At 52.4% G+C, this 25910-nt stretch carries 22 protein-coding genes, 2 tRNA genes, 1 other RNA gene and 1 pseudogene; 18 read left to right on the forward strand and 8 right to left on the reverse strand.

All coding sequences use genetic code 11. The features are described from left to right. Positions 1-80: 80 nt before the first annotated feature. Genes O9K67_RS11375 through O9K67_RS11410 form a run of 8 tightly spaced genes read left to right on the forward strand, consistent with a single transcriptional unit; the run spans position 81 to position 8002 of the window. Positions 81-1088 (forward strand): 3-oxoacyl-[acyl-carrier-protein] synthase III C-terminal domain-containing protein, encoded by a 1008-nt coding sequence (locus tag O9K67_RS11375; RefSeq protein WP_061496286.1) that lies wholly within the window; start codon positions 81-83, stop codon positions 1086-1088. Further along, positions 1085-2101: an NAD-dependent epimerase/dehydratase family protein gene (locus O9K67_RS11380; RefSeq protein ID WP_061496284.1), complete on the forward strand. Its 1017-nt coding sequence runs from the start codon at positions 1085-1087 to the stop codon at positions 2099-2101. The genes O9K67_RS11375 and O9K67_RS11380 overlap by 4 nt, the downstream gene beginning before the upstream one ends. Then, entirely contained in the window at positions 2079-2885 is an 807-nt protein-coding gene (locus O9K67_RS11385; RefSeq protein ID WP_061496282.1) for an MBL fold metallo-hydrolase, read from the forward strand. Before O9K67_RS11380 ends, O9K67_RS11385 begins: the two co-directional genes overlap by 23 nt. Then, a complete protein-coding gene (locus tag O9K67_RS11390; RefSeq protein ID WP_061496280.1) occupies positions 2882-4168 on the forward strand; it encodes a F390 synthetase-related protein in 1287 nt (428 codons plus the stop codon). Before O9K67_RS11385 ends, O9K67_RS11390 begins: the two co-directional genes overlap by 4 nt. Next, positions 4165-5118, forward strand: coding sequence for an NAD-dependent epimerase/dehydratase family protein (locus tag O9K67_RS11395; RefSeq protein WP_061496278.1), 954 nt, complete (start codon positions 4165-4167; stop codon positions 5116-5118). The genes O9K67_RS11390 and O9K67_RS11395 overlap by 4 nt, the downstream gene beginning before the upstream one ends. Then, on the forward strand, positions 5115-6239 hold the full coding sequence (locus O9K67_RS11400; RefSeq protein WP_061496275.1) for a glycosyltransferase: 1125 nt from the start codon (positions 5115-5117) through the stop codon (positions 6237-6239). The genes O9K67_RS11395 and O9K67_RS11400 overlap by 4 nt, the downstream gene beginning before the upstream one ends. Next, positions 6236-6805, forward strand: a complete 570-nt coding sequence (locus tag O9K67_RS11405; protein WP_061496273.1) for a hypothetical protein — start codon at positions 6236-6238, stop codon at positions 6803-6805. Before O9K67_RS11400 ends, O9K67_RS11405 begins: the two co-directional genes overlap by 4 nt. After that, positions 6806-8002, forward strand: coding sequence for a nucleotide disphospho-sugar-binding domain-containing protein (locus O9K67_RS11410; RefSeq protein ID WP_061496271.1), 1197 nt, complete (start codon positions 6806-6808; stop codon positions 8000-8002). A 46-nt stretch (positions 8003-8048) separates the two neighbouring features. Here O9K67_RS11410 and O9K67_RS11415 read toward each other — a convergent pair. The 5 genes from O9K67_RS11415 to O9K67_RS11435 all read right to left on the reverse strand — a co-directional run bounded on the left by O9K67_RS11415 (position 8049) and on the right by O9K67_RS11435 (position 9937). Then, a non-coding RNA gene (locus O9K67_RS11415) (RtT sRNA) lies at positions 8049-8182 on the reverse strand. A gap of 44 nt (positions 8183-8226) precedes the next feature. After that, positions 8227-8311: transfer RNA gene (locus tag O9K67_RS11420), tRNA-Tyr, on the reverse strand. A gap of 29 nt (positions 8312-8340) precedes the next feature. Then, positions 8341-8425, reverse strand: a tRNA-Tyr gene (locus O9K67_RS11425). A 162-nt stretch (positions 8426-8587) separates the two neighbouring features. Then, a complete protein-coding gene (gene purU / locus O9K67_RS11430) occupies positions 8588-9430 on the reverse strand; it encodes a formyltetrahydrofolate deformylase (protein ID WP_061496269.1) in 843 nt (280 codons plus the stop codon). 48 nt (positions 9431-9478) lie between these two features. Continuing rightward, complete coding sequence (locus O9K67_RS11435; protein ID WP_071890029.1) at positions 9479-9937, reverse strand: YchJ family protein; 459 nt, start codon at positions 9935-9937, stop codon at positions 9479-9481. Positions 9938-10047: 110 nt separating this feature from the next. Here O9K67_RS11435 and rssA point away from each other — a divergent pair, with 110 nt between their 5' ends. The 3 genes from rssA to galU all read left to right on the forward strand — a co-directional run bounded on the left by rssA (position 10048) and on the right by galU (position 13170). Next, entirely contained in the window at positions 10048-10956 is a 909-nt protein-coding gene (gene rssA, locus O9K67_RS11440) for a patatin-like phospholipase RssA (RefSeq protein ID WP_061496266.1), read from the forward strand. 90 nt (positions 10957-11046) lie between these two features. Beyond that, positions 11047-12060, forward strand: a complete 1014-nt coding sequence (gene rssB, locus O9K67_RS11445) for a two-component system response regulator RssB (RefSeq protein ID WP_061496264.1) — start codon at positions 11047-11049, stop codon at positions 12058-12060. Between the two features lie 198 nt (positions 12061-12258). Next, positions 12259-13170 carry a UTP--glucose-1-phosphate uridylyltransferase GalU gene (gene galU, locus O9K67_RS11450; RefSeq protein WP_061496262.1) on the forward strand — a complete coding sequence of 304 codons (912 nt, stop codon included), beginning with the start codon at positions 12259-12261 and terminating at the stop codon, positions 13168-13170. 277 nt (positions 13171-13447) lie between these two features. Here the strand turns inward: galU and hns are convergent, their stop codons facing one another. Further along, the gene (gene hns / locus O9K67_RS11455) at positions 13448-13861 is read right to left on the reverse strand and encodes a histone-like nucleoid-structuring protein H-NS (RefSeq protein ID WP_061496261.1); all 414 of its coding nucleotides are present in this window, start codon (positions 13859-13861) and stop codon (positions 13448-13450) included. 545 nt (positions 13862-14406) lie between these two features. Between hns and tdk the strand changes: the two genes are divergently transcribed. After that, positions 14407-15021: a thymidine kinase gene (gene tdk, locus O9K67_RS11460; RefSeq protein WP_061496259.1), complete on the forward strand. Its 615-nt coding sequence runs from the start codon at positions 14407-14409 to the stop codon at positions 15019-15021. 224 nt (positions 15022-15245) lie between these two features. Here the strand turns inward: tdk and adhE are convergent, their stop codons facing one another. Beyond that, positions 15246-17921 (reverse strand): bifunctional acetaldehyde-CoA/alcohol dehydrogenase, encoded by a 2676-nt coding sequence (adhE, locus tag O9K67_RS11465; RefSeq protein WP_061496257.1) that lies wholly within the window; start codon positions 17919-17921, stop codon positions 15246-15248. Positions 17922-18389: 468 nt separating this feature from the next. Between adhE and O9K67_RS11470 the strand changes: the two genes are divergently transcribed. The 6 genes and pseudogenes from O9K67_RS11470 to oppF all read left to right on the forward strand — a co-directional run bounded on the left by O9K67_RS11470 (position 18390) and on the right by oppF (position 25513). After that, a complete protein-coding gene (locus O9K67_RS11470; protein WP_061496255.1) occupies positions 18390-19037 on the forward strand; it encodes a YchE family NAAT transporter in 648 nt (215 codons plus the stop codon). 839 nt (positions 19038-19876) lie between these two features. After that, positions 19877-21508: pseudogene (gene oppA / locus O9K67_RS11475) on the forward strand (oligopeptide ABC transporter substrate-binding protein OppA). A gap of 135 nt (positions 21509-21643) precedes the next feature. Beyond that, positions 21644-22564 (forward strand): oligopeptide ABC transporter permease OppB, encoded by a 921-nt coding sequence (gene oppB / locus O9K67_RS11480; RefSeq protein ID WP_061496252.1) that lies wholly within the window; start codon positions 21644-21646, stop codon positions 22562-22564. Between the two features lie 14 nt (positions 22565-22578). Beyond that, positions 22579-23487 carry an oligopeptide ABC transporter permease OppC gene (gene oppC, locus O9K67_RS11485; protein ID WP_061496250.1) on the forward strand — a complete coding sequence of 303 codons (909 nt, stop codon included), beginning with the start codon at positions 22579-22581 and terminating at the stop codon, positions 23485-23487. An 11-nt stretch (positions 23488-23498) separates the two neighbouring features. Further along, positions 23499-24512, forward strand: coding sequence for an ABC transporter ATP-binding protein (oppD, locus tag O9K67_RS11490; RefSeq protein ID WP_061496248.1), 1014 nt, complete (start codon positions 23499-23501; stop codon positions 24510-24512). After that, positions 24509-25513, forward strand: a complete 1005-nt coding sequence (gene oppF / locus O9K67_RS11495; RefSeq protein ID WP_061496246.1) for a murein tripeptide/oligopeptide ABC transporter ATP-binding protein OppF — start codon at positions 24509-24511, stop codon at positions 25511-25513. The genes oppD and oppF overlap by 4 nt, the downstream gene beginning before the upstream one ends. Positions 25514-25567: 54 nt before the next feature. Here the strand turns inward: oppF and O9K67_RS11500 are convergent, their stop codons facing one another. Continuing rightward, entirely contained in the window at positions 25568-25897 is a 330-nt protein-coding gene (locus O9K67_RS11500; RefSeq protein WP_061496244.1) for an HI1450 family dsDNA-mimic protein, read from the reverse strand. Positions 25898-25910: the final 13 nt, after the last annotated feature.

A 25910-nucleotide genomic window follows, 5' to 3' on the forward strand; every position in this document is an offset into this window, starting at 1 on the left:
AACCCGGGAAAGCAGACTATTCCCGGGTTTTTTTTATCCGTAAACTGTTCGCCCGAAGAAGAACAACAAGGAACAGTTTCATGGGGACTCTTTCCGGGCGCGCACCTGTTGCGGCACTCAACATTATTGCCACCGGCAGCGCTTTGCCTGCGACCTGTATCACCTCGGATTATCTCGACGGTCGGCTGGGTAAACCGGCGGGCTATGTTCGTCAACGCTCCGGTATTGAGCACCGTTTTCATGCCCGGCCTGATGAAAGCCAGGCGGAACTGGCCGCACAGGCACTGCATAACGCGCTGGCGACACAGTCTATTTCCCCATCCTCCATTGATTTGCTGATCTGCGCCAGTGCCATTGGTATTCAGGCGCTGCCCTGCAGTGCGGCGCACATTCTTAAAGCGGCAGCCATGCCTGCCGGTACCGCCGGATTTGATGTCAACAGCAGTTGCGTCAGTTTTATTACTGCGTTGGACGTTGCGGCGGGGTTGCTGGCGACCGGCAGTTACCGACGTATTGCGATTGTTGCGGCAGATTTGGCGTCCAGGGGTATCGACTGGCAACATGAGGAGTCTTCGTTAATCTTTGGCGACGGCGCAGCCTGCGCCATCGTTGAGCGTGGTGATGGACACCGCGGTGTGCTGGCCAGCCTGACGGAAGTCTATCCGGAAGGGAGTGACTTGTGCGAGATCCGCGCCGGGGGGACCCGGCGTAACCCTCGATCGGGCATGCATGACAGCGATTTTCTGTTTCATATGCAGGGGAAACCGCTGTTTCGCTTTGCCTCCGCGCGCATTGAAGGCTTCTTCACCCGTCTGCTGAACAAAAGCGGACTGACGCTGGCTGACATTGCCACGGTAGTACCGCATCAGGCCAGCCATCTGTCGCTGGAACATATGCGTAAACGCCTGGCGGTGCCGGACAGGATATTAATCGATATTTATCGCCATCACGGCAACCAGGTCGCGGCGTCGATCCCGACCGCACTGCATCATGCCATCAGCAGTGGAAGAGTGCATTCAGGAGAGCCGGTGTTGTTGATCGGCACAGCGGCAGGGTTAAACCTGTCCGGCATGGTGTTGCTGCCATGAGAGTGCTGGTTACGGGCGCAACCAGTGGGCTTGGCCGCAATGCGGCACAGTGGCTACGGGAGCAGGGGCATCAGGTGATAGCTACCGGGCGGAATCGCGAGGCGGGTGCGGCGTTGACCGCGCTGGGCGCGTCGTTTATCCCACTGGATCTCGCTACCGCCAGCGTGGCGCAGTGCCTGTCATTGATGAATAACTGCGACGCAGTATGGCACTGTGCCGCCAAATCCTCGCCCTGGGGCAATCGTGCATCATTTTATCAGGCCAATGTTCGGGCAACGCAGACGCTTGCGCAGGCTGCCGGGCAGCTTGCTGTTCCGCGCTTTGTGCATATCTCGACACCCGCTATCTACTTTGATTTTCGCCATCATTACGATGTGCCGGAAACCTACCTGGCGCGCAGATTCGCCAGCCATTACGCCCGTTCCAAATATGCTGCGGAGCAGGCAATTCAGGCCGCGGTTACCAGCCACCCGCATACGACGTTTGTGATGCTGCGCCCGCGAGGCTTGTTTGGGCCGCACGATCGGGTGATTGTCCCGCGTCTGTTGCAGCAACTGCAGAGAGATGGCGGTCTGTTGCGTCTGCCGCGTGGGGGTGAGGCGCTGCTGGACTTAACCTTTGTGCACAATGTGGTGCATGCGATGACGCTGGCGACGCAGAACCGCGCGGTACAATCCGGGGATGCCTTTAATATTACGAATCATCAACCACAGCGGCTGGTGGCGATGCTTGATGCACTGTTTCGCCAGCAGCTTGGCCTCAATTATCGGATTAAATCGGTGCCCTGGCCGCTGTTATCTCTGGTGGCTCGCGGCATGTCACTGGTAGGGACATGTTGCGGCAAAGAGCCGCCGATCACCCGCTACAGTGCGGGGACGGTTTGCTTTGATATGACGCTGAGCGCCACCAAAGCGGAGCAGGTGCTTGGATATCAACCGCAATTTTCGCTGGCACACGGGATTGCTCTGACCGGAGAGTGGATAAGGACGAATGGCAAAAATCACCGGCTTTGAAGTGGGCTATTGCACGCATTTGGGCTGCATGGCGCTGAAAGGTGCGGGCTTTCGCGTCTGCAAGTTTCCCTCTCGCGCCTGGCTGCTGGAAGTCGGCGAACGGTGCTGGCTTTGGGACACGGGGTATGCCTCATGGTTTGAACAGTACAGCCGCGAGGGCGTTTTTAATCTCTATCGTCAATTGACACCGGTTTACTTCGACGAAAAACAGTCGTTGGCGCAGCAACTGCTTGCGCAAGGGCTGGTGGGACGCGATATCGACGGCATTATTTTGTCGCACTTTCATGCCGACCATGTCGCCGGGTTGCGCGATTTTCCGGGGGTGGCCAGCATCTGTTCCGGTGAAGGCTGGCAGCAGGTGAGAACACTACGCGGCTTTGCGGCGCTGCGTCAGGCCTTTATTCCGGGCTTGATCCCGGAAGCATTTGAGTCAACGGTACAGTTTATTGAACGCTTCCCGATCCTGGCACTGCCCGCTGCGCTGGCACCTTTCGGGCAGGGATATGCACTGCCGGGTAGTGACGGGCAAATTATCCTTGTGCCGTTACCGGGCCATGCTGCGGGGCATATCGGCGCGTTCGTGTTAACCGATAAGGGCTGGACATTGCTGGCGGCGGATGCGGCCTGGTCGCCCGTCAGCTATCAGACCCTGCGCGGGCCTTCGCGGTTGGCAAACCTGGTGCTTAGTGATACGAAAGCGTATTACCGCACGCTGGCACAGCTTAACCAGCTCTGGCAACGGGGTGAGGCGGAGATCCTGTTGTGTCATGAGGGCGATATATGAATCTGGCTGGCTTGTTAGCGCGCTATTTTCTGATTCGTCGCCGCCGTTTTACCTCCCGTGCCGGGCTGGAGGCCTGGCAGGCCAAAAAGATGGCGGCCTTTCGTCGTCGTGTTCTGGTGAATAGCCCTTGGTTTATACCCTGGCTTGATAAGCCGTTTAGCCAATGGCCGTTGATGGACAAAGCGCTGATGATGGCCCACTTTGATGAGATGAATACCGCGGGCTTGCGGCGTGAAGCACTGCTGGCTTGTGCGCTGGAAAGCGAACGCAGTCGGGATTTTTCGCCGACCATCGGCCGTTTCAGTGTCGGGTTATCGTCAGGCACGTCGGGGCAGCGTGGGTTATTTGTCGTCAGTCCGCAAGAGCGCCAGATCTGGGCTGCCGGGGTACTGGCAAAAGCCCTCCCGGACGGGTTATTCGCCAGTGAGCGGGTAGCGCTCTTTTTGCGTGCTGATAACCAGCTTTACCAGAGCGTGAATAGCCGCTGGCTGACGCTGGAGTTCTACGATCTGTTGCAGCCTTTCACGCAACAGATTACCCGCCTGCAGCAGCAATCGCCGACACTGATCGTGGCGCCGGCGCAGGTGTTGCGTGCGCTCGCGCTGGCAGTCAGAGCGGGCGAACTGACTCTGAAGGTGAAGAAAGTGATTTCTGTTGCCGAGGTTCTCGAACCGCAGGATCGCACGTTGTTGCGAGACGTTTTTGGCGAGGTGGGGGAGATCTATCAGGCGACGGAGGGTTTCCTGGCTGCAACCTGTGCCCATGGCACACTGCATCTCAATGAGGAGTTTGTGCACATTGAACCGCAGTGGATCGATGACCGTCGCTTTGTGCCGGTGATCACCGACTTCACCAGGCGTACTCAGCCCATCGTGCGTTATCGTCTGGATGATGTCCTGACTGTTCAGGACTCTCCTTGTCCTTGCGGGAGTGCCACGCGAGCGATTGCGCACATTGAAGGGCGGCACGATGATCAACTGCTGCTGCCCGATAATCGCGGGCAATGGCGGCCGGTCTTTGCCGATGCCTGTAGTCGTGTTCTGGCGCAGGCATTACCGCTGGAGGCGGATTATCGCCTTGTACAGACCGCAGCGGCACAGATCCACCTGACAGCAACGTGTGATGCCGGTGCGCTGGTTACCTGCCGGGATGCGCTCATCAACTGGATGGCAGGCGAGGGCATCGCGACAGAAACATTACGCTGGACGTTATCTGCTGCACCGATTGACTGCGTCTTTACCCATAAGCGGCGGCGCATTATACGCCAGTGGGATGGTGTATGAAGATCCTCATCACGGGTGCATCCGGTTTTATCGGCGGTCGGTTACTCGTTTACCTTGCGGGTATACCCCATGTGGAGGTGCGCGGGGTAGGCCGTCGACCGCTGCCACATTCCCCTTACTACCGTGCGCTGGCACTGGAGCGGCTGGACGAACTGGATTTTCGCCCTCAAGTGGTTATTCATGCTGCGGGGCGGGCTTCACCCTGGGGTACGGCACAGGCCTATTACCGCGACAACGTTGAAACCACCCGTCACGTTACCGCTTTTTGCCGCCGTAATGGGTTGCCGCGCCTGATTTTTCTCTCCAGCGCTGCTGTTTATTATCGCTTTGCGCATCAGTATGCGCTGCATGAAGATACCGCCATTGGTCCGCCGTTCACCAGTGAGTATGGACGTAGCAAATACCTGGCCGAGCAGTTGCTGGCCGATTATCCCGGTGAAAAAACGGTACTTCGGCCTTGCGGCATTTTCGGTGCAGGGGACTCGTTACTGTTCCCGCCGTTAATCGCGGCTGCACGCAAGCGGCAATTGGTACGTTTACGCGCTGAAAATACCCCGGCGCGTACGGACTTGCTGCATGTGGATGAGTTATGCGATTACCTGTGGCGCGCCGCTAACCATGCCCTTTTACAACCTTGTTATAACCTTTCTGCCGATGCCCCGGTGGTGGTGGAAACCCTGCTTGATGAGGTATTAACACAGATGGCGTTACCGTTACCCCAGCGGACGATGGATGTTGCCACGGCATTGCGTTTTGCTGGGGCGATGGAGCGCCTGTGGCGCTGGCTGCCGCTGCGTGGTGAACCCCCCATAACCCGTTTTGGTGTGGGTGTTTTTGGTTATTCCGCAACGCTGGATGTGACACGGATGCTGGCCGATTTTGGTCCGCCCGGGCGTACGTTTTCTGCGACACTGTCAGCGTTTCTGCAGCAACAGGAGAAACAAAAATGATGCTGATAGCGCTGAGCTGGCTGGCAATCCTGCTATTTAAACTGGTTTTTGCTCTTCGCGTGGTGCGTACGCACGCCGTCGTCGCGCAGGGGGATCTGCACCGTCTGACGGTGGCGCAACCTATCCTCAGCGGCGATCCGGCCCTGGAATCGGTACTCGAGTCCGCGTTAACGGCACTCAGTGGTGCACAGTTTATCTGGCTGATTGACGAGGATGATGCCGACGCTGCCGCCATTACGGCACGCATTGTGCAACGTCATCCTCAGTGTGCCGTGCGTATTATTGTTTCTGCCGCACCGCCACAAGGGGTCAATCCAAAACTTTTCAAGCTTGAGCGTGCACGCGCAGTGGCGCAAACGGAGATCTTTCTGGTGCTGGATGATGATGCGCTGCTCAGCGCCCGATCAGCCAGCAGGATGATCAGCGAACTGCGTGATAACAGCCTGGTGACGGCATTACCCTGGTACCGGCCTGCGCGCAACGTGCCTTCACGCCTGCTGGCGCAGTTTGTTAATGACAATTCGCCACTGACTTACTTGCCGTTGGTACCTTTTTGTGCACCGCTCACCCTTAATGGTATGTGCTACATGCTGCCGCTGACCCTGTTGCAGCGGATCGGTGGCTTTGCCCCCATCCTGCGGCATTTAACGGATGATCTGGCGCTGGCGACCCATCTTATCCGGCAAGGGGGAGAGATTATCCAGTCTACGGCGACCGTACGGGTGCAGACCACTATTACCGATATGGGCCATTACAACCGGCAGATGCACCGCTGGTTTCTGTTTGCCACCCTGTTACTCCGTGAGAAAAGCGTGGCGACCAGGCTGATGATTTTCCTGCTGCAGGGGCTGCATCCCTTACTGATGTCGGCGATGGTGATAATGGCGCTGACTGGCCTGACACCTGCGCTGGTGCTGGCGGCTGTGCTACTGATACGCCACCTCGCTTTGCGCCAGGTGCAACACCAGGTTGATGCAGAGATCGCGCCGCATCCGTTGCTGTCATTACTTTCTGAATTGTTACAGCCGCTTCACCTGTTGCACGCGTTGTGCAATCGCACGATTACGTGGCGCACCCGTCGCTACAGGATCTACAGCAATGAGCGTTTCACTTCACTATGAACAGACCGCGTCTACAGTATGTTTTTCTTACGGGCAGAAGTTGTTGGGGTAACTGGGCGCTGAGTCCGCAGCAACTGGCGTTCATGCATGCCATTAGTGACGAGGGGCAGCATTGCGTTGCGCATAACTTTCCCTGGCTGCCACAACCTGAAGCCTGGCGCCAGACGGGGATCGTGCGCGCCAGCGTCAGTAATATGTTGGAGTACCTGGCATCGCGGCACGCACGCTTTATCCGCTGTTACCGTGAGACGGCTCTGGAGATGCTGGCCGGAGCCGACCAGACGATAGTGCTGGCGGGAAGTTGCGGGCTGGAACTGTTTAATAATCTGCAGTTACCTGCTGAAGTGATGCCGCACATTGCGATTTTTGCTTATGGCCCGGTCGCCCGGCAGCGCCCGACGTGCCGCCATGTGTTAGTGCAGGGGCGTACGGATTATATTTCGCGCTGCTGGTTTCCCTCGCCAGACAAACAGATTGAGAGTGGCCATATGCATTACCTGACACAGCCTGCATTACCGGCGTTATGCCGTGCCTTTGTGGCGGATATTCACGGAGGGAGCAGCTAAATGGAACGCTTGCTGGCTTTGATTCCGCCGGATGTAACGCGCATCGATCTGTTGGCGCCGCCGTTTGCCGGGCATTTGCATCCGGTGCTGGCAATGGGCAGAGCGCTGTCGACACATTACCAGGTGCGTATTATTAGCACCGAAGGGGCCAGAACGCGCATTGAAGCAGCCGAGCTGACGGCGCTGCTGCTTCCCGGCGATTATGACTCGCCTTTAACCGCTGTGGTGAACCCGCGTTATGCCGTGAAGTCTAACCCGTTGCGCCTGTACCGGCAGTTTAAGCGGGTGGTGGGCTTGCTAAAAAACTTTGCCGATGAACTGGCGGGCGTTTGGCTGCAACAGGGAAAACCGGATTTAGCGATTGCCGATTTCACCCTGCCAGTGGTGGGCGAAGTCTGCCGTCGCCTGGTTATACCCTGGTGGACCAGCATGCCATCACCCTGTGTGATAGATACGCCCGATGGTGTACCCGCTTATTGTGGTGGATTGCTGCCACCGGTAAATACGTTGCAGCGCTTTACGCAGACATTACACCGTCACAAAGTGCGGGGGTTTAAACGGCTGCTGTTCAGGTTGTTCCGCCAGACTATCCGCCAGACGGGAATTTACGAACTCTATCGCCAGGATGGCAGTGAAAATGCCTATTCGCCGGACTGCATTCTGGCTCTGGGGGAGGCGTGGTTTGAATTTCCGCGCAGTTGGCCTGTGGCGGTCAGGTTTATTGGCCCGGCACTTTATACGCCACCGTTAACGACCACTGCACCGCCCTTTGTGGCCGGTAAGCGCCATGTGCTGGTGACATTAGGCACCCATCTGGACTGGCATAAAGAGGCTGTCGTGCAGGCCGTGCATCAACTGGCACAGACGCTGCCTGACTGGATGTTCCACTTCACCGATGGCGATATGGCGGCTGGTAGCGTGACCGGGCAGAAAAACGTGGTGCGCTTGCCATGGGTCGATTATGACTGCTGGCTTGCACATTATGATGCTGTTATTCACCATGGCGGCGCCGGTATCCTCTGGCACTGCCTGCAACGTGAGATCCCGTCGCTGGTTTATCCGGTTGATTATGACCAGTTTGATCATGCGGCGCGTCTTCATCATTGTGGGAAAGGCATCTGGTTACGCGGTGGTGTGCAGTCAATCGCAGGCGCGAAAGCAGCATTGCAGAGGGTGGTAGAGGGGAAGGAGGCGTAACTCGTTTCCCATGCGGATGGCCAGGATCCCGACTCCGCTTTCCGTTTGGTGGCTGGCGTGAAGGATTCTTCGCCACGGCGTTCCTCGCCCTTCGGGTCGTTGCCTGCGGCAACACGCTCTCGCTATCGCTCGGGTCGAACCTTAATCGAAGGTTCTCGTCCCTCTCTGAGAGGCAGAATGTAAGCGAAAAGCGGGATTATATAATAACGGGGACATACAGAAGATGGTGGTGGGGGAAGGATTCGAACCTTCGAAGTCGATGACGGCAGATTTACAGTCTGCTCCCTTTGGCCGCTCGGGAACCCCACCAGGGGTAATACATTGTGTGATACAGAAGATGGTGGTGGGGGAAGGATTCGAACCTTCGAAGTCGATGACGGCAGATTTACAGTCTGCTCCCTTTGGCCGCTCGGGAACCCCACCACGGGGTAAAGCTAATGACTACTGGCCTGCTTCCATCTCGGGAAGCGCGGCGCATCATACCAAATGACGCGCCGCTGTAAAGCGTTCAATCGCGAAAAACAAACTGGTTGTCTGCTTTTTGCACGTAATGGTGTAAAGGCAAACAATTCAATCCGTTAATGATTACAGAATGATCGTCCGATTGCCGTAAACGAACACCCGTTGCGCCAGCACCTGATACAACGCACGACTTAGTACGTTTTTCTCAACATCACGTCCTGCGCGCATCATATCTTCAGCGGTATAAGTGTGATCCACATGGATAACGTCCTGCATAATAATTGGACCTTCATCCAGATTGTCATTCACATAGTGAGCCGTTGCACCAATGATCTTCACACCGCGCTCATAGGCTTGATGATAAGGTCGCGCACCAATAAATGCCGGCAGGAATGAATGGTGAATATTGATGATCTTATTCGGGAAACGGGAGACAAATTCAGGCGTCAGTACGCGCATATACTTCGCCAGCACTACATAATCCGGCTGATGCGCTTCAATCGCCTGCGCCATCAGGTTGTCATGTGCTTCGCGCGTCAAACCTTCATGGCTCACCAGTTCGAAAGGAATATCAAAGCGCTCCACCAGTGAACGCAATGTCTCGTGGTTGCCAATCACGGCAGCAATATCAACATCCAGTCCGCCGTAATTGGCTTTCATCAACAGATCGCCAAGACAATGCGCCTCTTTCGTCACCAGAATCACGACCCGGCGGCGACCCGCCGGATTCAGTTCACGTACGGACCCTTCCGGGAGTGCGCTATCAAGATCCGCCAGCAGCGTGGCATCATTAAAAATGCCTTCCAGTTCGGTGCGCATAAAGAAACGGCCGGTACGGTGATCCACGAATTCGTTGTTCTGCACGATATTGAGTTCGTGCTTGTAACAGATGTTGGTGATGCGCGCGATAAGCCCTTTCTGGTCAGGACAAATAGTACGCAGAATTTTTCGTTGTAATGAGTGCATTGCCGGGTAAATCCTGTTGATGATGTTTGCTATGAGGTGCTGCTCGCCTTATAGGCCACAGCACTTTTTGAATTTTTTGCCTGACCCGCAAGGGCAGGGATCGTTACGACCAAATTGAGGGCGCGTGCCATCGATATAATACCACTGGCCGTTCTCCTTTAAGAACCGGGAACGTTCTATAATCGCACCCGGTTTGCCTTGCTCGCTAAAACGCGCCACAAAACTGACATAACCTTCATTATCATTTTCGCCGCAAGCGTGTTCAAATACGGTTAAACCCAGCCAGGTGGTGTGTGCAAAACCGGCTTCGATTTGTTGACGAAAAGCCCCGGCTCCACAGGAGGGATGCCAGGTTTTAATCAGATACTCAGCCTGGCGCAACTCGAAAGCTGTATAACGCGAACGCATCAGGTGCGAAGGCGTGGGAGCAAGCTGTGTACCAGACAGATAAGGCTGGCAACATAGGCTATACTCCAGAGCGCTACCGCAAGGACAAGATTGAGACAAAATAGCATTCCTGGAACAAAAATAATGGCGCGATTGCGTCAGGGTAGCGATATGTTAACTGAGCCGTAGCGCTGTGGCTACAGTAAGCCGGGGGAAGTGAAACACGCGTAATGAGAAGGGTAAAAATTGGTTTGGCGCTCGGATCTGGCGCCGCCAGAGGCTGGGCCCATATTGGTGTGATTAACGCATTGCAGCGAGCGGGTGTTGAGATTGACATTGTCGCCGGGTGTTCCATAGGGTCATTGGTCGGAGCGGCGTATGCGTGCGGTCGATTACCGGCGCTTGAGAAATGGGTGCGCTCCTTCAGCTATTGGGATGTGTTGCGACTGATGGATCTTTCATGGCAACGTGGTGGTTTGCTGCGCGGTGAACGCGTGTTCAGCCAATACCGCGCATTACTGCCATTCGCAGATTTTGGACACTGTCGTATGAAATTCGGCGCTGTGGCCACCAACCTGAGCACCGGACGCGAGTTGTGGTTTACCGAAGGCGATTTGCATCACGCCGTGCGTGCGTCTTGCAGTATGCCCGGATTGATGTCTCCGGTTGCGCATAACGGTTACTGGCTGGTGGATGGTGCCGTTGTCAATCCGGTTCCTGTCTCGCTCACGCGAGCCTTAGGTGCAGATATTGTCATTGCGGTGGATCTGCAACATGATGCGCATCTGATGCAGCAAGATCTTCTGTCAGTCAACCTGACCACGAGTGAAAGCGAGAGTGAGGGGGGCGCTGTGCTTCGTTGGCATCAGCGTTTGCGCGAACGACTGAGTCGTATCACCCCTAAACGTCCGGTAGCACCGACAGCGATGGAGATCATGAGTACATCCATTCAGGTGCTGGAAAACCGCTTAAAACGCAACCGTATGGCAGGCGATCCGCCTGATATCCTGCTGCAACCTCTATGTCCGCAAATCTCGACTCTCGATTTTCATCGTGCCGATGCGGCCATCGCCGCTGGACAGATGGCGGTCGAAAAGAAAATAGATGAGTTACTACCGCTGGTTCGGCCAGTGGCGTGAACATAATTTTAAAAGACTTCAGCAAATTCTGACAGGCGATAATCGGTGAAGCATGCCACTATTGATCTATCGTCAGGCAGGGGAGATGAAATGACGCAGCCGTTGGCCGGAAAACAGATACTGATAGTTGAAGACGAGCCCGTTTTCCGCTCGCTGCTGGACTCATGGTTGTGTTCGCTCGGCGCCAATACGTTGCTGGCGGAAGATGGGGTTGACGCGCTGGAGCATACGGCAACGGCAAAACCTGACCTGATCATCTGCGACCTTGCTATGCCACGCATGAATGGCCTGGCGTTGATTGAACATTTACGCAACCATGGTGATCAGACGCCGATTCTGGTGATCTCCGCCACTGAGAACATGGCTGATATCGCTAAAGCGTTACGGCTTGGCGTGCAGGATGTGGTTCTTAAGCCAGTAAAAGATCTTAATCGCCTGAAGGAAACGCTCTTTGCCTGCATTTATCCCAACATGTTTAACTCTCGAGTTGAGGAAGAAGAGCGGCTGTTCCAGGATTGGGATGCGTTGGTGGAGAATCCGCAGGCTGCGGCAAAATTGCTACAGGAATTACAACCGCCGGTCCAACAAGTCATTTCCCAGTGTCGGGTAAATTATCGGCAGCTGGTTTCGGCCGATCGCCCCGGATTGGTGCTGGATATTGCCCCGATTTCTGGTCAGGACTTAGCCTTTTATTGTCTTGACGTCACACGAGCAGGGAATAATGGCGTGCTGGCTGCCTTACTGCTTCGCGCCCTATTTAACGGATTACTTCAGGAACAGTTGTCACATCAGCGTCAGCGTCTCCCGGAAATGGGCGCGTTACTCAAACAGGTAAACCAATTACTGCACCAGGCAAACTTACCCGGTCAGTTCCCCTTATTAGTGGGTTATTACCATAGCGAGCTTAAAAACTTAATATTAGTTTCAGCCGGTCTTAACGCCACGTTAAATACCAGTGAGCATCAAATTCAAATCAGCAATGGTGTGCCACTCGGGACATTGGGTAATGCTTACCTTAATCAATTAAGCCAACGTTGTGACGCGTGGCAGTGCCAGGTATGGGGCGCTGGTGGGCGTCTTCGCTTAATGTTGAGCGCGGAATGAGCAATCGCATCACACTTTGCAGATAGCTTTACCTGTCGGTTAAAACGAGTGGTACTATCGCCGCAGATTATGCGTATTAATCCTAATTAGCTGCAACTGCGTCCTTTTCAGACCTGGTCGTTGAGAGGGTACTGATATACTCAGACGCGAGTTAATTCATGAACATGTTCAAAGCATGAACAGTCCAGGAGATTTTCAATGGCTGCAATAAATTCGAAAGTGACTAAAGCAGTAATCCCGGTAGCGGGATTGGGAACCAGGATGTTACCAGCGACCAAGGCAATTCCTAAAGAGATGTTGCCGCTGGTTGATAAGCCATTAATTCAGTACGTGGTTAATGAATGTATTGCTGCGGGTATTACTGAAATCGTTCTGGTCACCCATTCATCCAAAAACTCTATCGAAAACCATTTCGATACCAGCTTCGAGCTTGAAGCGATGCTGGAAAAACGTGTTAAACGTCAGTTGCTGGAAGAGGTGCAGTCTATTTGCCCACCGCACGTCACTATTATGCAAGTGCGTCAGGGGCTGGCAAAAGGTCTCGGTCACGCTGTTCTGTGTGCGCACCCTGTCGTCGGTAATGAGCCTGTCGCCGTTATTCTGCCGGACGTTATTCTCGATGAGTTCGAATCCGATCTTTCGCAGGATAATCTGGCAGAAATGATTAAACGTTTTGATGAGACCGGTGCAAGCCAGATCATGGTTGAGCCTGTAGATGACGTAACGGCGTACGGTGTTGTCGATTGCAAAGGTGCGACACTGAATCCTGGTGACAGTGTGCCGATGGTGGGCGTCGTAGAGAAGCCGAAAGCGAACGTTGCACCGTCTAATCTGGCTGTGGTTGGCCGTTATGTTCTGAGCGCGGAGATTTGGCCACTGCTGGCGAAAACGCCTCCGGGAGCAGGCGATGAAATTCAGCTGACAGATGCTATCGATATGCTGATCGAAAAAGAAACGGTTGAAGCCTATCATATGAAAGGCAAAAGTCATGACTGTGGTAATAAACTCGGTTACATGTGTGCATTTGTAGAATATGGTATTCGTCACAATACGCTGGGTGCAGAATTTAAAGCCTGGCTGGAAGATACTGTAGGCGCAGGGAAAGCATAATCCACTTCCCCACGTCGGAATTAAGCCGGAGAGAATAGCGTGCTGCGCTGACTATCTCCGGCTTTTTTATTTCTGACTGTTTCGGAACGAAGCAAAGTGCTGCATTGCGGAGAAATAAACAGCACAAGACAATAAAAAAAGGTGCAGAGTTCAAACAATAAGCGGATGGCGGCTGATTGATATCAAGCGCAGCATTCTATTATGAAGAAATTGTGGAGATATGTGGCGGGTGTCAAAAAAAACCCGCCTGTGGCGGGTTTTCTGATACTGGTTGGAATTACTCAGCAAGCAGGAAATCTTCCAGTTTCTTGCCTTGTTCATCCATAGCCTTTTTGATAACAGCCGGAGTACGGCCCTGGCCGGTCCAGGTTTTGGATTCGCCGTTTTCATCAATGTAGGCATATTTGGCCGGACGTGCAGCGCGTTTTGCTTTTGTCCCGGTTTTAGCTGCAGCCATGCTGTTCAGCAGTTCGGTCGGGTCAATACCATCAGCAATCAGCATATCGCGATATTGCTGCAATTTACGGGTGCGCTCTTCAACTTCAGCTGCGGCAGCGCTTTCTTCCTCACGGCGCTCATTTACCACAACTTCTAATTTTTCCAGCATTTCTTCGAGCGTTTCCAGCGTGCATTCTCTTGCCTGCGCACGAAGAGTACGGATGTTGTTCAGAATTTTAAGTGCTTCGCTCATTGTAGTAATCTCAAACTTATATTGGGGTGGTTTGTTGGGCTAATAATAGAGCGTTAATTTGACCAGTGCAATAGCTGTGAATGTAAGGAATTCAAAAATTGCTCCTTATTCTGTCGTTTTTTTAATATCGCTAACTTAAATTTTACTTGAAGAAACGCACAAAAAAACACTTATACCATCTGTAAACATCGATGCGGTCGTTACGCATCTGGTGGGTTTTTGTGATTAATCTGAGTGAGATTATAGTCATAATGGATAAATAACAACCTCGTTAATTCCGTATAGCTCATGTGCCCACGTGCTTAAAATATTAATAATTTCCGGATCATAAGGTCGGCAACATCGGATTTAAATCATTCATAAGATCATGAATTCCCGAGGCTGTTTCTTTGGCAGTAACAATCGTATTGATTAACAATCGCTATATCTGTAAGCGAAAAAAAGCAGTGGCTTGCCGTGGACGCGTAGTGGCTCCCGGTTTGCCAGATAAAATATGGTATAATCGCCAACAGTAATATCACACTTTGATTGGGGTTTTGCGCGCAATGGCACAACTTTATTTCTACTATTCAGCAATGAATGCGGGGAAATCTACGGCTTTACTACAGTCCTCTTACAATTACCAGGAAAGAGGTATGCGTACAGTGGTCTACACAGCAGAAATTGACGATCGTTTTGGTTCGGGAAAGGTGAGTTCGCGTATTGGATTATCCTCACCTGCTCGTTTGTTTAATCCACAATCATCGTTGTTTGAAGAAATTAAAGCCGAGCACGAACGTGAAGCGGTACATTGTGTGCTGATTGATGAATGTCAGTTCCTTTCACGGGAACAGGTCTATGCACTTTCAGAAGTGGTCGATCAACTCGATATCCCGGTGCTCTGTTATGGTTTACGCACTGATTTTCGCGGTGAGTTGTTTGTTGGCAGCCAGTATTTACTCGCATGGTCAGATAAGCTGGTAGAACTGAAAACAATCTGTTTCTGCGGACGTAAGGCCAGTATGGTGCTGCGCCTGGATCAAACAGGACGACCCTATAATGAAGGTGAGCAGGTGGTTATCGGCGGTAATGAGCGTTATGTTTCTGTGTGCCGTAAACACTATAAGGAAGCGCTGGTAGAAGGCTCTCTGACAGCGATCCAGGCGCGGGGAAGGAAGTAGTGCAATATCGCGCCAGGCCCCCGCTGCGTGTGTTTGAGGCATGAATAATGTAAGTGTCGGGCCGTCGCACTTAAATCTTTGCAGCAAGGTTTTATATGTTCAGATGGCTTGGCATTCTGTATAGCAAGGCAGCAACAACATCTGTTGCAGATATGAGCATCGGGTGGTGTTAAACAGCAATAAAAAAACCCGCCATCAGGCGGGTTTTTTATCAGACTAAACAATTAAGCCATTTTTTTGGCTTTCTTGTCCGCTTTTGCCGGAGCTTCAGCTTTCGCTGCGGCAGTTTCACCTTCATGGTACTCACGGCCGTAGAACGTATCCAGCAGGATTTGTTTCAGCTCGGAGATCAGCGGGTAACGCGGGTTCGCGCCGGTGCACTGGTCATCAAACGCATCTTCAGACAGTTTGTCCACGTTGGCCAGGAAGTCTGCTTCCTGCACGCCAGCTTCACGGATGGACTTCGGAATGCCCAGTTCAGCTTTGATGCTTTCCAGCCATGCCAGCAGTTTCTCGATTTTCGCAGCGGTACGGTCACCGGCAGAAGTCAGACCCAGATGGTCAGCAATTTCTGCGTAGCGACGACGAGCCTGCGGACGGTCGTACTGACTGAATGCTGTCTGTTTGGTCGGGTTATCGTTCGCGTTATAACGGATAACGTTACAAATCAGCAGGGCGTTCGCAAGGCCGTGCGGGATGTGGAACTGAGAACCCAGTTTGTGCGCCATAGAGTGACATACCCCGAGGAAGGCGTTAGCAAACGCGATACCCGCGATGGTTGCAGCACTATGAACACGTTCACGAGCAACCGGGTTTTTAGACCCTTCGTTGTAAGAAGCCGGCAGGTTTTCTTTCAACAGTTTCAGCGCTTGCAGTGCCTGACCGTCAGAGAACTCAGAGGCCAGTACGGATACGTAAGCTTCCAGGGCGTGGGTTACCGCATCCAGACCACCGAACGCACACAGTGATTTCGGCATGTCCATGACCAGGTTGGCATCAACGATAGCCATATCCGGAGTCAACGCGTAATCTGCCAGCGGATATTTCTGCCCGGTTGCATCGTCGGTCACTACTGCAAACGGCGTAACCTCAGAACCGGTACCGGACGTGGTGGTGATAGCGACCATTTTCGCTTTCACGCCCATTTTCGGGAACTTGTAGATACGTTTACGGATATCCATAAAGCGCAGCGCCAGCTCTTCGAAATGGGTTTCCGGGTGTTCGTACATTACCCACATGATTTTGGCTGCGTCCATCGGGGAACCGCCACCCAGCGCGATGATCACGTCCGGTTTGAAGGAGTTCGCCAGTTCAGCGCCTTTGCGTACGATAGTCAGCGTCGGGTCAGCTTCAACTTCGAAGAACACTTCAGTTTCCACGCCAGCCGCTTTCAGAACAGAGGTAATCTGGTCTGCATAACCGTTGTTAAACAGGAAACGGTCGGTCACGATCAGCGCGCGTTTGTGACCATCAGTAATCACTTCATCCAGTGCGATTGGCAGTGAGCCACGACGGAAGTAGATAGATTTCGGAAGTTTGTGCCACAACATGTTTTCAGCTCGCTTAGCAACGGTTTTCTTGTTGATCAAGTGTTTCGGACCAACGTTTTCAGAGATGGAGTTACCACCCCAGGAACCACAACCCAGAGTCAGGGAAGGCGCGAGTTTGAAGTTATAAAGGTCACCGATACCACCCTGAGATGCCGGGGTGTTGATCAGGATACGTGCTGTTTTCATCTTCTGACCGAAGTGAGCAACGCGATCCGGTTGGTTATCCTGGTCGGTGTACAGGCACGAGGTGTGACCGATACCGCCCATTGCAACCAGTTTTTCCGCTTTCTCTACAGCATCTTCGAAATCTTTCGCACGATACATCGCCAGCGTCGGTGACAGTTTTTCGTGAGCGAACGGTTCGCTTTCGTCAACGACCTTCACTTCACCAATCAGAATCTTGGTAGTGGTCGGAACGGTGAAACCGGCAAGTTCAGCAATTTTATAAGCCGGCTGGCCGACGATGGCCGCGTTGAGGGCGCCATTCTTCAGAATGATGTCCTGAACCGCTTTCAGTTCTTTACCTTGCAACAGGTAGCCACCGTGGCTGGCGAAACGTTCGCGAACAGCATCATAAACGGAGTCAACAACAACGACAGACTGTTCAGATGCACAGATAACACCGTTATCGAAGGTTTTAGACATCAGAACAGACGCAACGGCACGTTTGATATCAGCCGTTTCATCAATCACAACCGGCGTGTTGCCTGCGCCCACACCAATAGCTGGTTTACCGGAGCTATATGCTGCTTTCACCATGCCCGGGCCGCCAGTGGCCAGGATCAGGTTGATATCAGGGTGATGCATCAGTGCGTTAGACAGTTCTACCGATGGCTGGTCGATCCAACCGATCAGATCTTTCGGCGCGCCAGCAGCGATAGCTGCCTGCAGGACGATATCCGCCGCTTTGTTGGTCGCATCTTTTGCACGCGGATGCGGGGAGAAGATGATGGCGTTACGAGTCTTCAGGCTAATCAGCGATTTGAAGATAGCAGTAGAAGTTGGGTTAGTGGTCGGGACGATACCGCAAATAATGCCGATAGGTTCAGCAATGGTAATGGTGCCGAAAGTGTCATCTTCAGACAGCACGCCACAGGTTTTCTCGTCTTTATAGGCGTTGTAGATATACTCAGAAGCAAAGTGGTTTTTAATCACTTTATCTTCGACGATACCCATACCAGATTCAGCAACGGCCATTTTAGCGAGGGGGATTCGAGCATCTGCAGCAGCCAGGGCGGCGGCACGGAAGATTTTATCTACTTGCTCTTGAGTAAAGTTGGCATATTCACGCTGGGCTTTTTTCACGCGTTCAACGAGTGCGTTAAGTTCAGCGACATTAGTAACAGCCATAATGCTCTCCTGATAATGTTAAACTCTTTTAGTAAACCAGCTGTCCAGTACGAGAGTATAGACAGACCGGCTGCAGGTTGCGTAAATTTCAGAAAAACAAATACTTAACGCTAAACCATATGCCACTGATTTACTGAAAGAGCCTCAACGCGACAGCGCTTTTTTTACTTTCTTTAGGTGACACCAGACTACCTGGTTTTAGGTAGTATTAGCGTGATCTACGTCAAATTTCGGTGACGCTGACACCTTTCAGCAAGGTCATTTTTGGGCGTTTGTATCAAATGTTAATGGCATCTGACTGAGCGTCCTCTAAGATTATCACAATTCCCACAACTGAATAACATGTTGTATTGCCGCTGATTTCGACAGAAATCCTGATGAATGTAATAAAGAAAACGCGTATCTTCGGCATGGATTATTTTGTCACACCTTTCTCTCATCGAGACTGGCGACGTTGCGGAGCCTACAGTGATTCATACATTGTTTGATTTTACGACCTGTTTTAAGTTTTTTATTGGTCTGTTTGCGCTGGTTAACCCGGTGGGCATCATTCCTGTCTTCATTAGTATGACCAGTTATCAGACGGCGGGGGCACGAAATAAAACCAACCTCACGGCCAACCTGTCAGTTGCCATCATCCTGTGGACATCATTATTTCTCGGCGACGCCATCCTGCAGATCTTCGGTATCTCTATCGATTCGTTCCGTATCGCGGGGGGCATTCTGGTCGTGACGATTGCGATGTCGATGATCAGCGGGAAATTGGGGGAGGATAAACAGAACAAGCAGGAACAATCAGAAACAGCTATCCGCGAAAGCATCGGCGTGGTGCCGTTAGCACTGCCGCTGATGGCGGGGCCAGGTGCCATCAGTTCGACGATTGTATGGGGCACGCGCTATCACAGCATTGAATATCTGCTGGGTTTCTCGGGCGCCATTGCATTATTTGCCTTGTGTTCATGGGGGCTTTTCCGCATTGCCCCGTGGTTGGTGCGTTTGCTGGGACAGACAGGCATTAACGTCATTACCCGTATTATGGGTTTACTGCTTATGGCGCTGGGAATTGAATTTATCGTTGGTGGTATAAAATCCATTTTCCCGGGACTGCTGAACTGATTCACCTCCTTTATTTACTCGATATTCAATCGTTATGTATTATTTTATACATCGCAGTAATTAAGTCGGGCTAAACAGGCTGTGAAGGAAAACGCAAAATCAGTAAAAGATATGACGAATACGCAAAAAGGCGATAAGTATAATAAATTGTGCTAATCAGAAAAATGATTGATTATCAAAGAAATATAAGTTTTATGAATCCACCTTGCGCAGATTCTGCGCAAACGCATCTGTTATTTTCTTCACATAATACTATTGGGCTTGCCGTGACATAATTGAAATGATATTAGTACTTTCAATCTTATCGCAGATGAATGTGCTAAAAAGTGGTCAGTTGTTGATTTTTTGTGCAAAAAACCACGTCGTCTGCCAAAACGCGTTACATGGCTGTAATGCGCATTTATCTGGTTGATAATCATAGATAAAAAATTCTCAGGGAGACTGTTAGAGCACGTCTTCGCAGCTAACGCTTTGCTGCAAAAGAGAAATGGTTAACAAATTTGCAAATTGTATTGGCGGCAGCGAAAGGCATTTGATATTATCCGCCCATTCTCTTTATGAGCCTTATAATTCGCAGAATATACAGAGTAAATGAGAACCGTCGTCCTGGATGACGTTTCTCTTCGGCATTAAGACTCGCCTCGACAGGGGAGGCGGGTGAAAGAATCGACGTAAGGTTGCCGTTTGAGCAATCCGTAATAAAAAAAGTCGGTGATAGCAGCAGTAAAAAAAGCAGATGTCTGATAGCGCCAAAAAGCTCCTGCGCTCATCAGGCCCCCAACAGGGGACAACAGGCTGGCGTTAATGTCAGTAATTATAATGAGTGGAGTATCAACACAATGTCCATCATCACAAAAAAAAGTCTGGTAGCAGCGGGAATTCTGACTGCGCTAATTACCGGTAACGCAGCAATGGCTGCTGACGTTCCGGCAGGTGTTCAGCTGGCGGAGAAGCAAACGCTGGTCCGTAACAACGGCTCTGAAGTGCAATCTCTGGACCCGCATAAAATTGAAGGGGTGCCGGAATCCAACATCAACCGCGATCTGTTTGAAGGTCTGCTGATTTCCGATGTTGAAGGCCACCCGACCGCAGGTGTTGCGGAGAAGTGGGATAACAAAGATTTTAAAGTCTGGACCTTCCATCTGCGTAAAGACGCAAAATGGTCCGATGGTTCGCCGGTGACGGCGCAAGACTTCGTTTATAGCTGGCAGCGTCTGGCGGATCCGAAAACCGCCTCTCCGTATGCAAGCTACCTGCAATACGGCCATATCGCGAATATCGATGACATCATTGCCGGTAAAAAACCGGTTACCGATCTGGGTGTCAAAGCCATCGATGACAACACTTTCGAAGTAACCCTCAGCGAACCGGTTCCGTATTTCTACAAACTCCTGGTTCACCCGTCTGTGTCTGCTGTGCCTAAAGCCACCATTGAAAAATTTGGTGAAAAATGGACCCAGCCAGAAAATATCGTGACCAACGGTGCGTATAAACTGAAAAACTGGGTGGTCAACGAGCGCATTGTTCTTGAGCGCAACACCAACTATTGGGATAACAAAAAAACCGTTATCGATCAGGTGACTTACCTGCCAATCTCTTCTGAAGTGACAGACGTGAACCGCTACCGCAGCGGCGAAATCGACATGACCTATAACAACATGCCGATTGAACTGTTCCAGAAGCTGAAAAAAGAGATTCCTAAAGAAGTACACGTCGATCCGTACCTGTGTACTTATTACTATGAAATCAACAACCAGAAAGCCCCGTTCACCGACGTACGCGTTCGTACCGCGCTTAAGCTGGCGCTGGATCGCGACATCATCGTCAATAAAGTGAAGAACTAGGGCGACCTGCCGGCATACAGCTACACTCCGCCGTACACCGATGGTGCAAAACTGACTGAACCGGCCTGGTTCAAAATGACGCAGGAACAACGTAACGCCGAAGCGAAAAAACTGCTGGCAGAAGCCGGTTACACGGCGGACAAACCGTTGTCCTTCAGCCTGCTGTACAACACCTCTGACCTGCATAAAAAACTGGCCATTGCTGTGGCCTCCATCTGGAAGAAAAACCTTGGCGCAGACGTGAAGCTGGAAAACCAGGAGTGGAAAACCTTCCTCGACACCCGTCATCAGGGCACCTTTGATGTTGCGCGTGCTGGCTGGTGTGCAGACTACAACGAACCGACGTCCTTCCTGAACACCATGCTGTCTGACAGCTCGAACAACACCGCGCACTATAAGAGCCCGGCGTTCGATAAGCTGATTGGCGATACGCTGAAAGTGACCGAAGAATCTCAGCGCGCAGATCTCTACGCCAAAGCGGAACAGCAACTGGACAAAGACTCGGCGATTGTTCCGGTTTACTACTATGTTAACGCCCGTCTGGTGAAACCGTGGGTTGGTGGTTACACCGGTAAAGACCCGATGGATAATATCTACGTTAAAAACTTATATATTATCAAGCATTAATGGCAATGAGTGGGGCAGGGTAACCTGTCCCACAGTGTCTTATTTTCATCGCAACAGAATACACATCATTCCCGGGCGGCTTTACGGTCGTCTGCAAGAGAATGTGTAAAAGGCACAGGCCAGAAGGTACGGGCAATGTTGAAATTTATCCTACGTCGCTGTCTTGAAGCGATTCCAACACTCTTTATTCTTATCACTATTTCGTTTTTCATGATGCGCCTTGCGCCGGGGAGTCCTTTTACCGGTGAACGTGCGTTGTCGCCAGAAGTGATGGCGAATATCGAAGCGAAATACCATTTAAACGATCCGATTCTGACGCAATATTTCAGTTACCTGAAGCAGCTCGCGCATTTCGATTTCGGACCGTCCTTTAAATACAAAGATTACACGGTCAACGATCTGGTCGCGGCAAGTTTCCCGGTTTCCGCAAAACTGGGGGCGGCTGCCTTCTTGTTGGCTGTGGTGTTCGGCGTGACGGCGGGGGTGGTTGCCGCACTCAACCAGAACACCCGTTGGGACTATTCGGTCATGGGCCTGGCGATGACGGGCGTGGTGATCCCAAGTTTCGTGGTGGCACCGTTACTGGTGATGATCTTCGCCATTATGCTGAAGTGGCTGCCGGCGGGAGGCTGGAACGGTGGGGCGCTGAAATTTATGATCCTGCCAATGGTGGCATTATCGCTGGCCTATATCGCCAGTATTGCCCGTATCACGCGTGGTTCGATGATTGAGGTACTACACTCAAACTTTATCCGTACTGCGCGCGCGAAAGGTCTGCCGATGCGGCGGATTATTTTACGCCATGCGCTCAAACCTGCGCTGTTACCGGTGCTTTCTTATATGGGACCCGCGTTTGTCGGCATTATTACCGGTTCGATGGTAATTGAAACCATTTATGGTTTGCCGGGTATCGGTCAGTTGTTTGTTAACGGTGCGTTGAACCGTGACTACTCTCTGGTGCTGAGCCTGACCATTCTGGTAGGTACGCTGACGATTATGTTTAACGCGATTGTTGACGTGCTGTATGCCGTTATCGATCCGAAGATCCGTTATTAACACTGGAGTACGCCATGATGTTAAGTAAGAAAAACAGCGAGGCGCTGGAAAACTTCAGTGAAAAACTGGAAGTCGAAGGTCGAAGCCTGTGGCAGGATGCCCGCCGTCGTTTTATGCATAACCGCGCCGCGGTTGCCAGCCTGGGGGTACTGCTGCTGATAGCGTTGTTCGTAACGCTGGCACCAATGCTATCGCAGTTCACCTACTTTGATACCGACTGGGGCATGATGTCCAGCAAGCCGGATATGGAGTCAGGCCACTATTTTGGTACGGACTCATCCGGTCGCGACCTGCTGGTGCGCGTGGCCATTGGCGGGCGCATTTCGCTGATGGTGGGGATCGCCGCAGCTTTGGTCGCGGTGATTGTCGGGACGCTGTATGGCTCGCTGTCAGGTTATCTGGGCGGCAAAACCGACTCCGTAATGATGCGTCTGCTGGAAATCCTCAACTCCTTCCCCTTTATGTTCTTTGTGATCCTGCTGGTGACCTTCTTTGGGCAAAATATTCTGCTCATTTTCGTCGCCATCGGTATGGTTTCCTGGCTGGATATGGCGCGTATTGTGCGCGGGCAAACGCTCAGCCTGAAGCGTAAAGAGTTTATTGAAGCGGCGCAGGTGGGTGGCGTTTCAACGGCGAACATCGTCATTCGGCATATCGTGCCGAACGTGCTGGGTGTGGTAGTGGTCTATGCATCGCTGCTGGTTCCCAGCATGATCCTCTTTGAGTCTTTCCTCAGCTTCCTCGGTCTGGGGACCCAGGAGCCGCTGAGCAGTTGGGGGGCGTTGTTAAGCGATGGCGCTAACTCGATGGAAGTCTCTCCGTGGTTACTGTTATTCCCGGCGGCGTTCCTGGTCGTCACCCTGTTTTGTTTTAACTTTATCGGCGATGGTTTGCGTGATGCCCTCGACCCGAAAGATCGTTAAGGAGCGCTGTCATGAGCATTATTGAAACCTCATTAGCGTCGACGACGCGGCAGCAATCGGATCTTCTGCTGGATGTCAAAGATTTACGGGTCACCTTCCAGACCCCCGATGGCGATGTGACGGCTGTAAACGACCTGAACTTCTCACTGCGCGCGGGTGAAACGCTGGGTATTGTGGGTGAGTCCGGCTCTGGTAAATCTCAGACGGCGTTTGCGCTGATGGGATTGCTGGCAGCCAACGGTCGTATTGGCGGCTCGGCGACGTTTAATGGTAACGAGATCCTTAACTTGCCAGAGCATGCGCTAAACAAGTTGCGTGCCGAACAGATTTCGATGATTTTCCAGGATCCGATGACATCGCTGAACCCGTATATGCGCGTCGGCGAGCAGTTAATGGAAGTGCTGATGCTGCACAAGGGCATGAGCAAAGGTGAAGCATTCGAAGAGTCTGTCAAAATGCTGGACGCGGTGAAAATGCCGGAAGCGCGTAAGCGCATGCGCATGTACCCGCACGAATTTTCCGGCGGTATGCGTCAACGTGTAATGATTGCGATGGCGTTGCTGTGCCGGCCGAAATTGCTGATCGCAGACGAACCCACGACGGCGCTGGACGTTACCGTTCAGGCGCAGATCATGACGCTGCTGAACGAGCTGAAACGCGAATTTAACACCGCCATCATTATGATTACCCACGACCTCGGCGTTGTGGCCGGGATCTGTGACAAAGTATTGGTGATGTATGCCGGGCGTACGATGGAATACGGGCAGGCACGGGATGTCTTCTATCATCCCTCTCACCCATACTCTATTGGCCTGTTGAATGCGGTACCGCGTCTGGATGCGGAAGGTGAGTCGTTGTTGACCATTCCGGGCAACCCGCCGAACCTGCTGCGTCTGCCGAAAGGTTGTCCTTTCCAGCCGCGTTGCCCGCATGCGATGGAAATCTGTAACAGTGCTCCGCCACTGGAGGAGTTTGCCCCGGGTCGCTTGCGCGCCTGCTATAAGTCGGTGGAGGAACTGGTATGAATGCCGTGACTGAAGAGAGAAAGGTGCTGCTCGAAATCGCCGATCTGAAAGTGCATTTCGACATTAAAGACGGCAAACAGTGGTTCTGGCAACCGGCGAAGACGCTGAAGGCCGTTGATGGCGTGACCCTGCGTTTGTACGAAGGGGAAACGCTGGGTGTGGTGGGCGAATCAGGTTGTGGTAAGTCCACCTTTGCCCGTGCAATCATTGGTCTGGTGAAAGCCACTGATGGCAAGGTGGCCTGGCTGGGCAAAGACCTGCTGGGGATGAAACCCGATGAGTGGCGCGACGTGCGCAGCGACATTCAGATGATTTTCCAGGATCCGTTGGCCTCGCTGAACCCGCGTATGACCATCGGCGAGATCATTGCGGAGCCACTGCGCACGTATCACCCTAAAATGCCGCGTCAGGAAGTGCGGGATCGCGTAAAAACGATGATGATGAAGGTAGGCTTGCTGCCAAACCTCATCAACCGTTATCCGCATGAATTCTCCGGTGGTCAGTGCCAGCGTATCGGTATCGCGCGTGCGCTGATTCTTGAACCGAAGCTGATCATCTGCGACGAACCTGTGTCGGCGCTCGATGTATCGATTCAGGCTCAGGTGGTGAACCTCCTGCAAAAATTGCAGCGAGAAATGGGGCTGTCGCTGATTTTTATCGCCCACGATCTGGCTGTGGTGAAACATATCTCCGATCGCGTACTGGTGATGTACCTTGGCCATGCGGTGGAACTGGGAACGTACGATGAGGTGTACCAGAATCCACTGCACCCCTACACCAAAGCTTTAATGTCAGCGGTGCCGGTTCCCGATCCGGATCTGGAGAAGAACAAGACGATTCAGTTACTGGAAGGGGATTTGCCCTCGCCGATCAACCCGCCGTCCGGTTGCGTGTTTCGTACCCGCTGCCCGATTGCCGGGCCAGAATGTGCGCAAACCCGGCCGGTGCTGGAGGGGAGTTTCCGCCACGCCGTTTCCTGTCTGAAAGTCGACCCGTTATAATCTGACGGCATGAAAAAAGGGCTGACAGTTGTCAGCCCTTTCTGTTTCCGCCGCTTACTCGCGCCAGAGAATATGGCAAAGTTTATGGTCTTTCTCACGGCATAATAAAACACGCGCGAAAACATCATTGAGTTCGCCACCGTCCGTTTCCGCCAGCCCAATGACCACCTCGGCGAAGAAGTCCGGATTCAGGTCATAATCCACATGTTCCTGCCAGTCTTCGCTCGGATCGAACAGTTCCGCACCCCCACGCTCTTCAAACTGTAAATTGAACAGAATGATGTCCGCCGGGTCGAGATTATCCGCCGCCAGTTCGAGGAATATATCGTAAGCCTGTTCGAGCGTTTCGTCTTCGGTCAGGCGGTTGTTCAGATCCATTTCCATGATTACCTCTTCA

Origin of the sequence: Kosakonia oryzendophytica (assembly GCF_027886705.1) — a bacterium.
Taxonomy (GTDB): Bacteria; Pseudomonadota; Gammaproteobacteria; order Enterobacterales; family Enterobacteriaceae; genus Kosakonia; species Kosakonia oryzendophytica.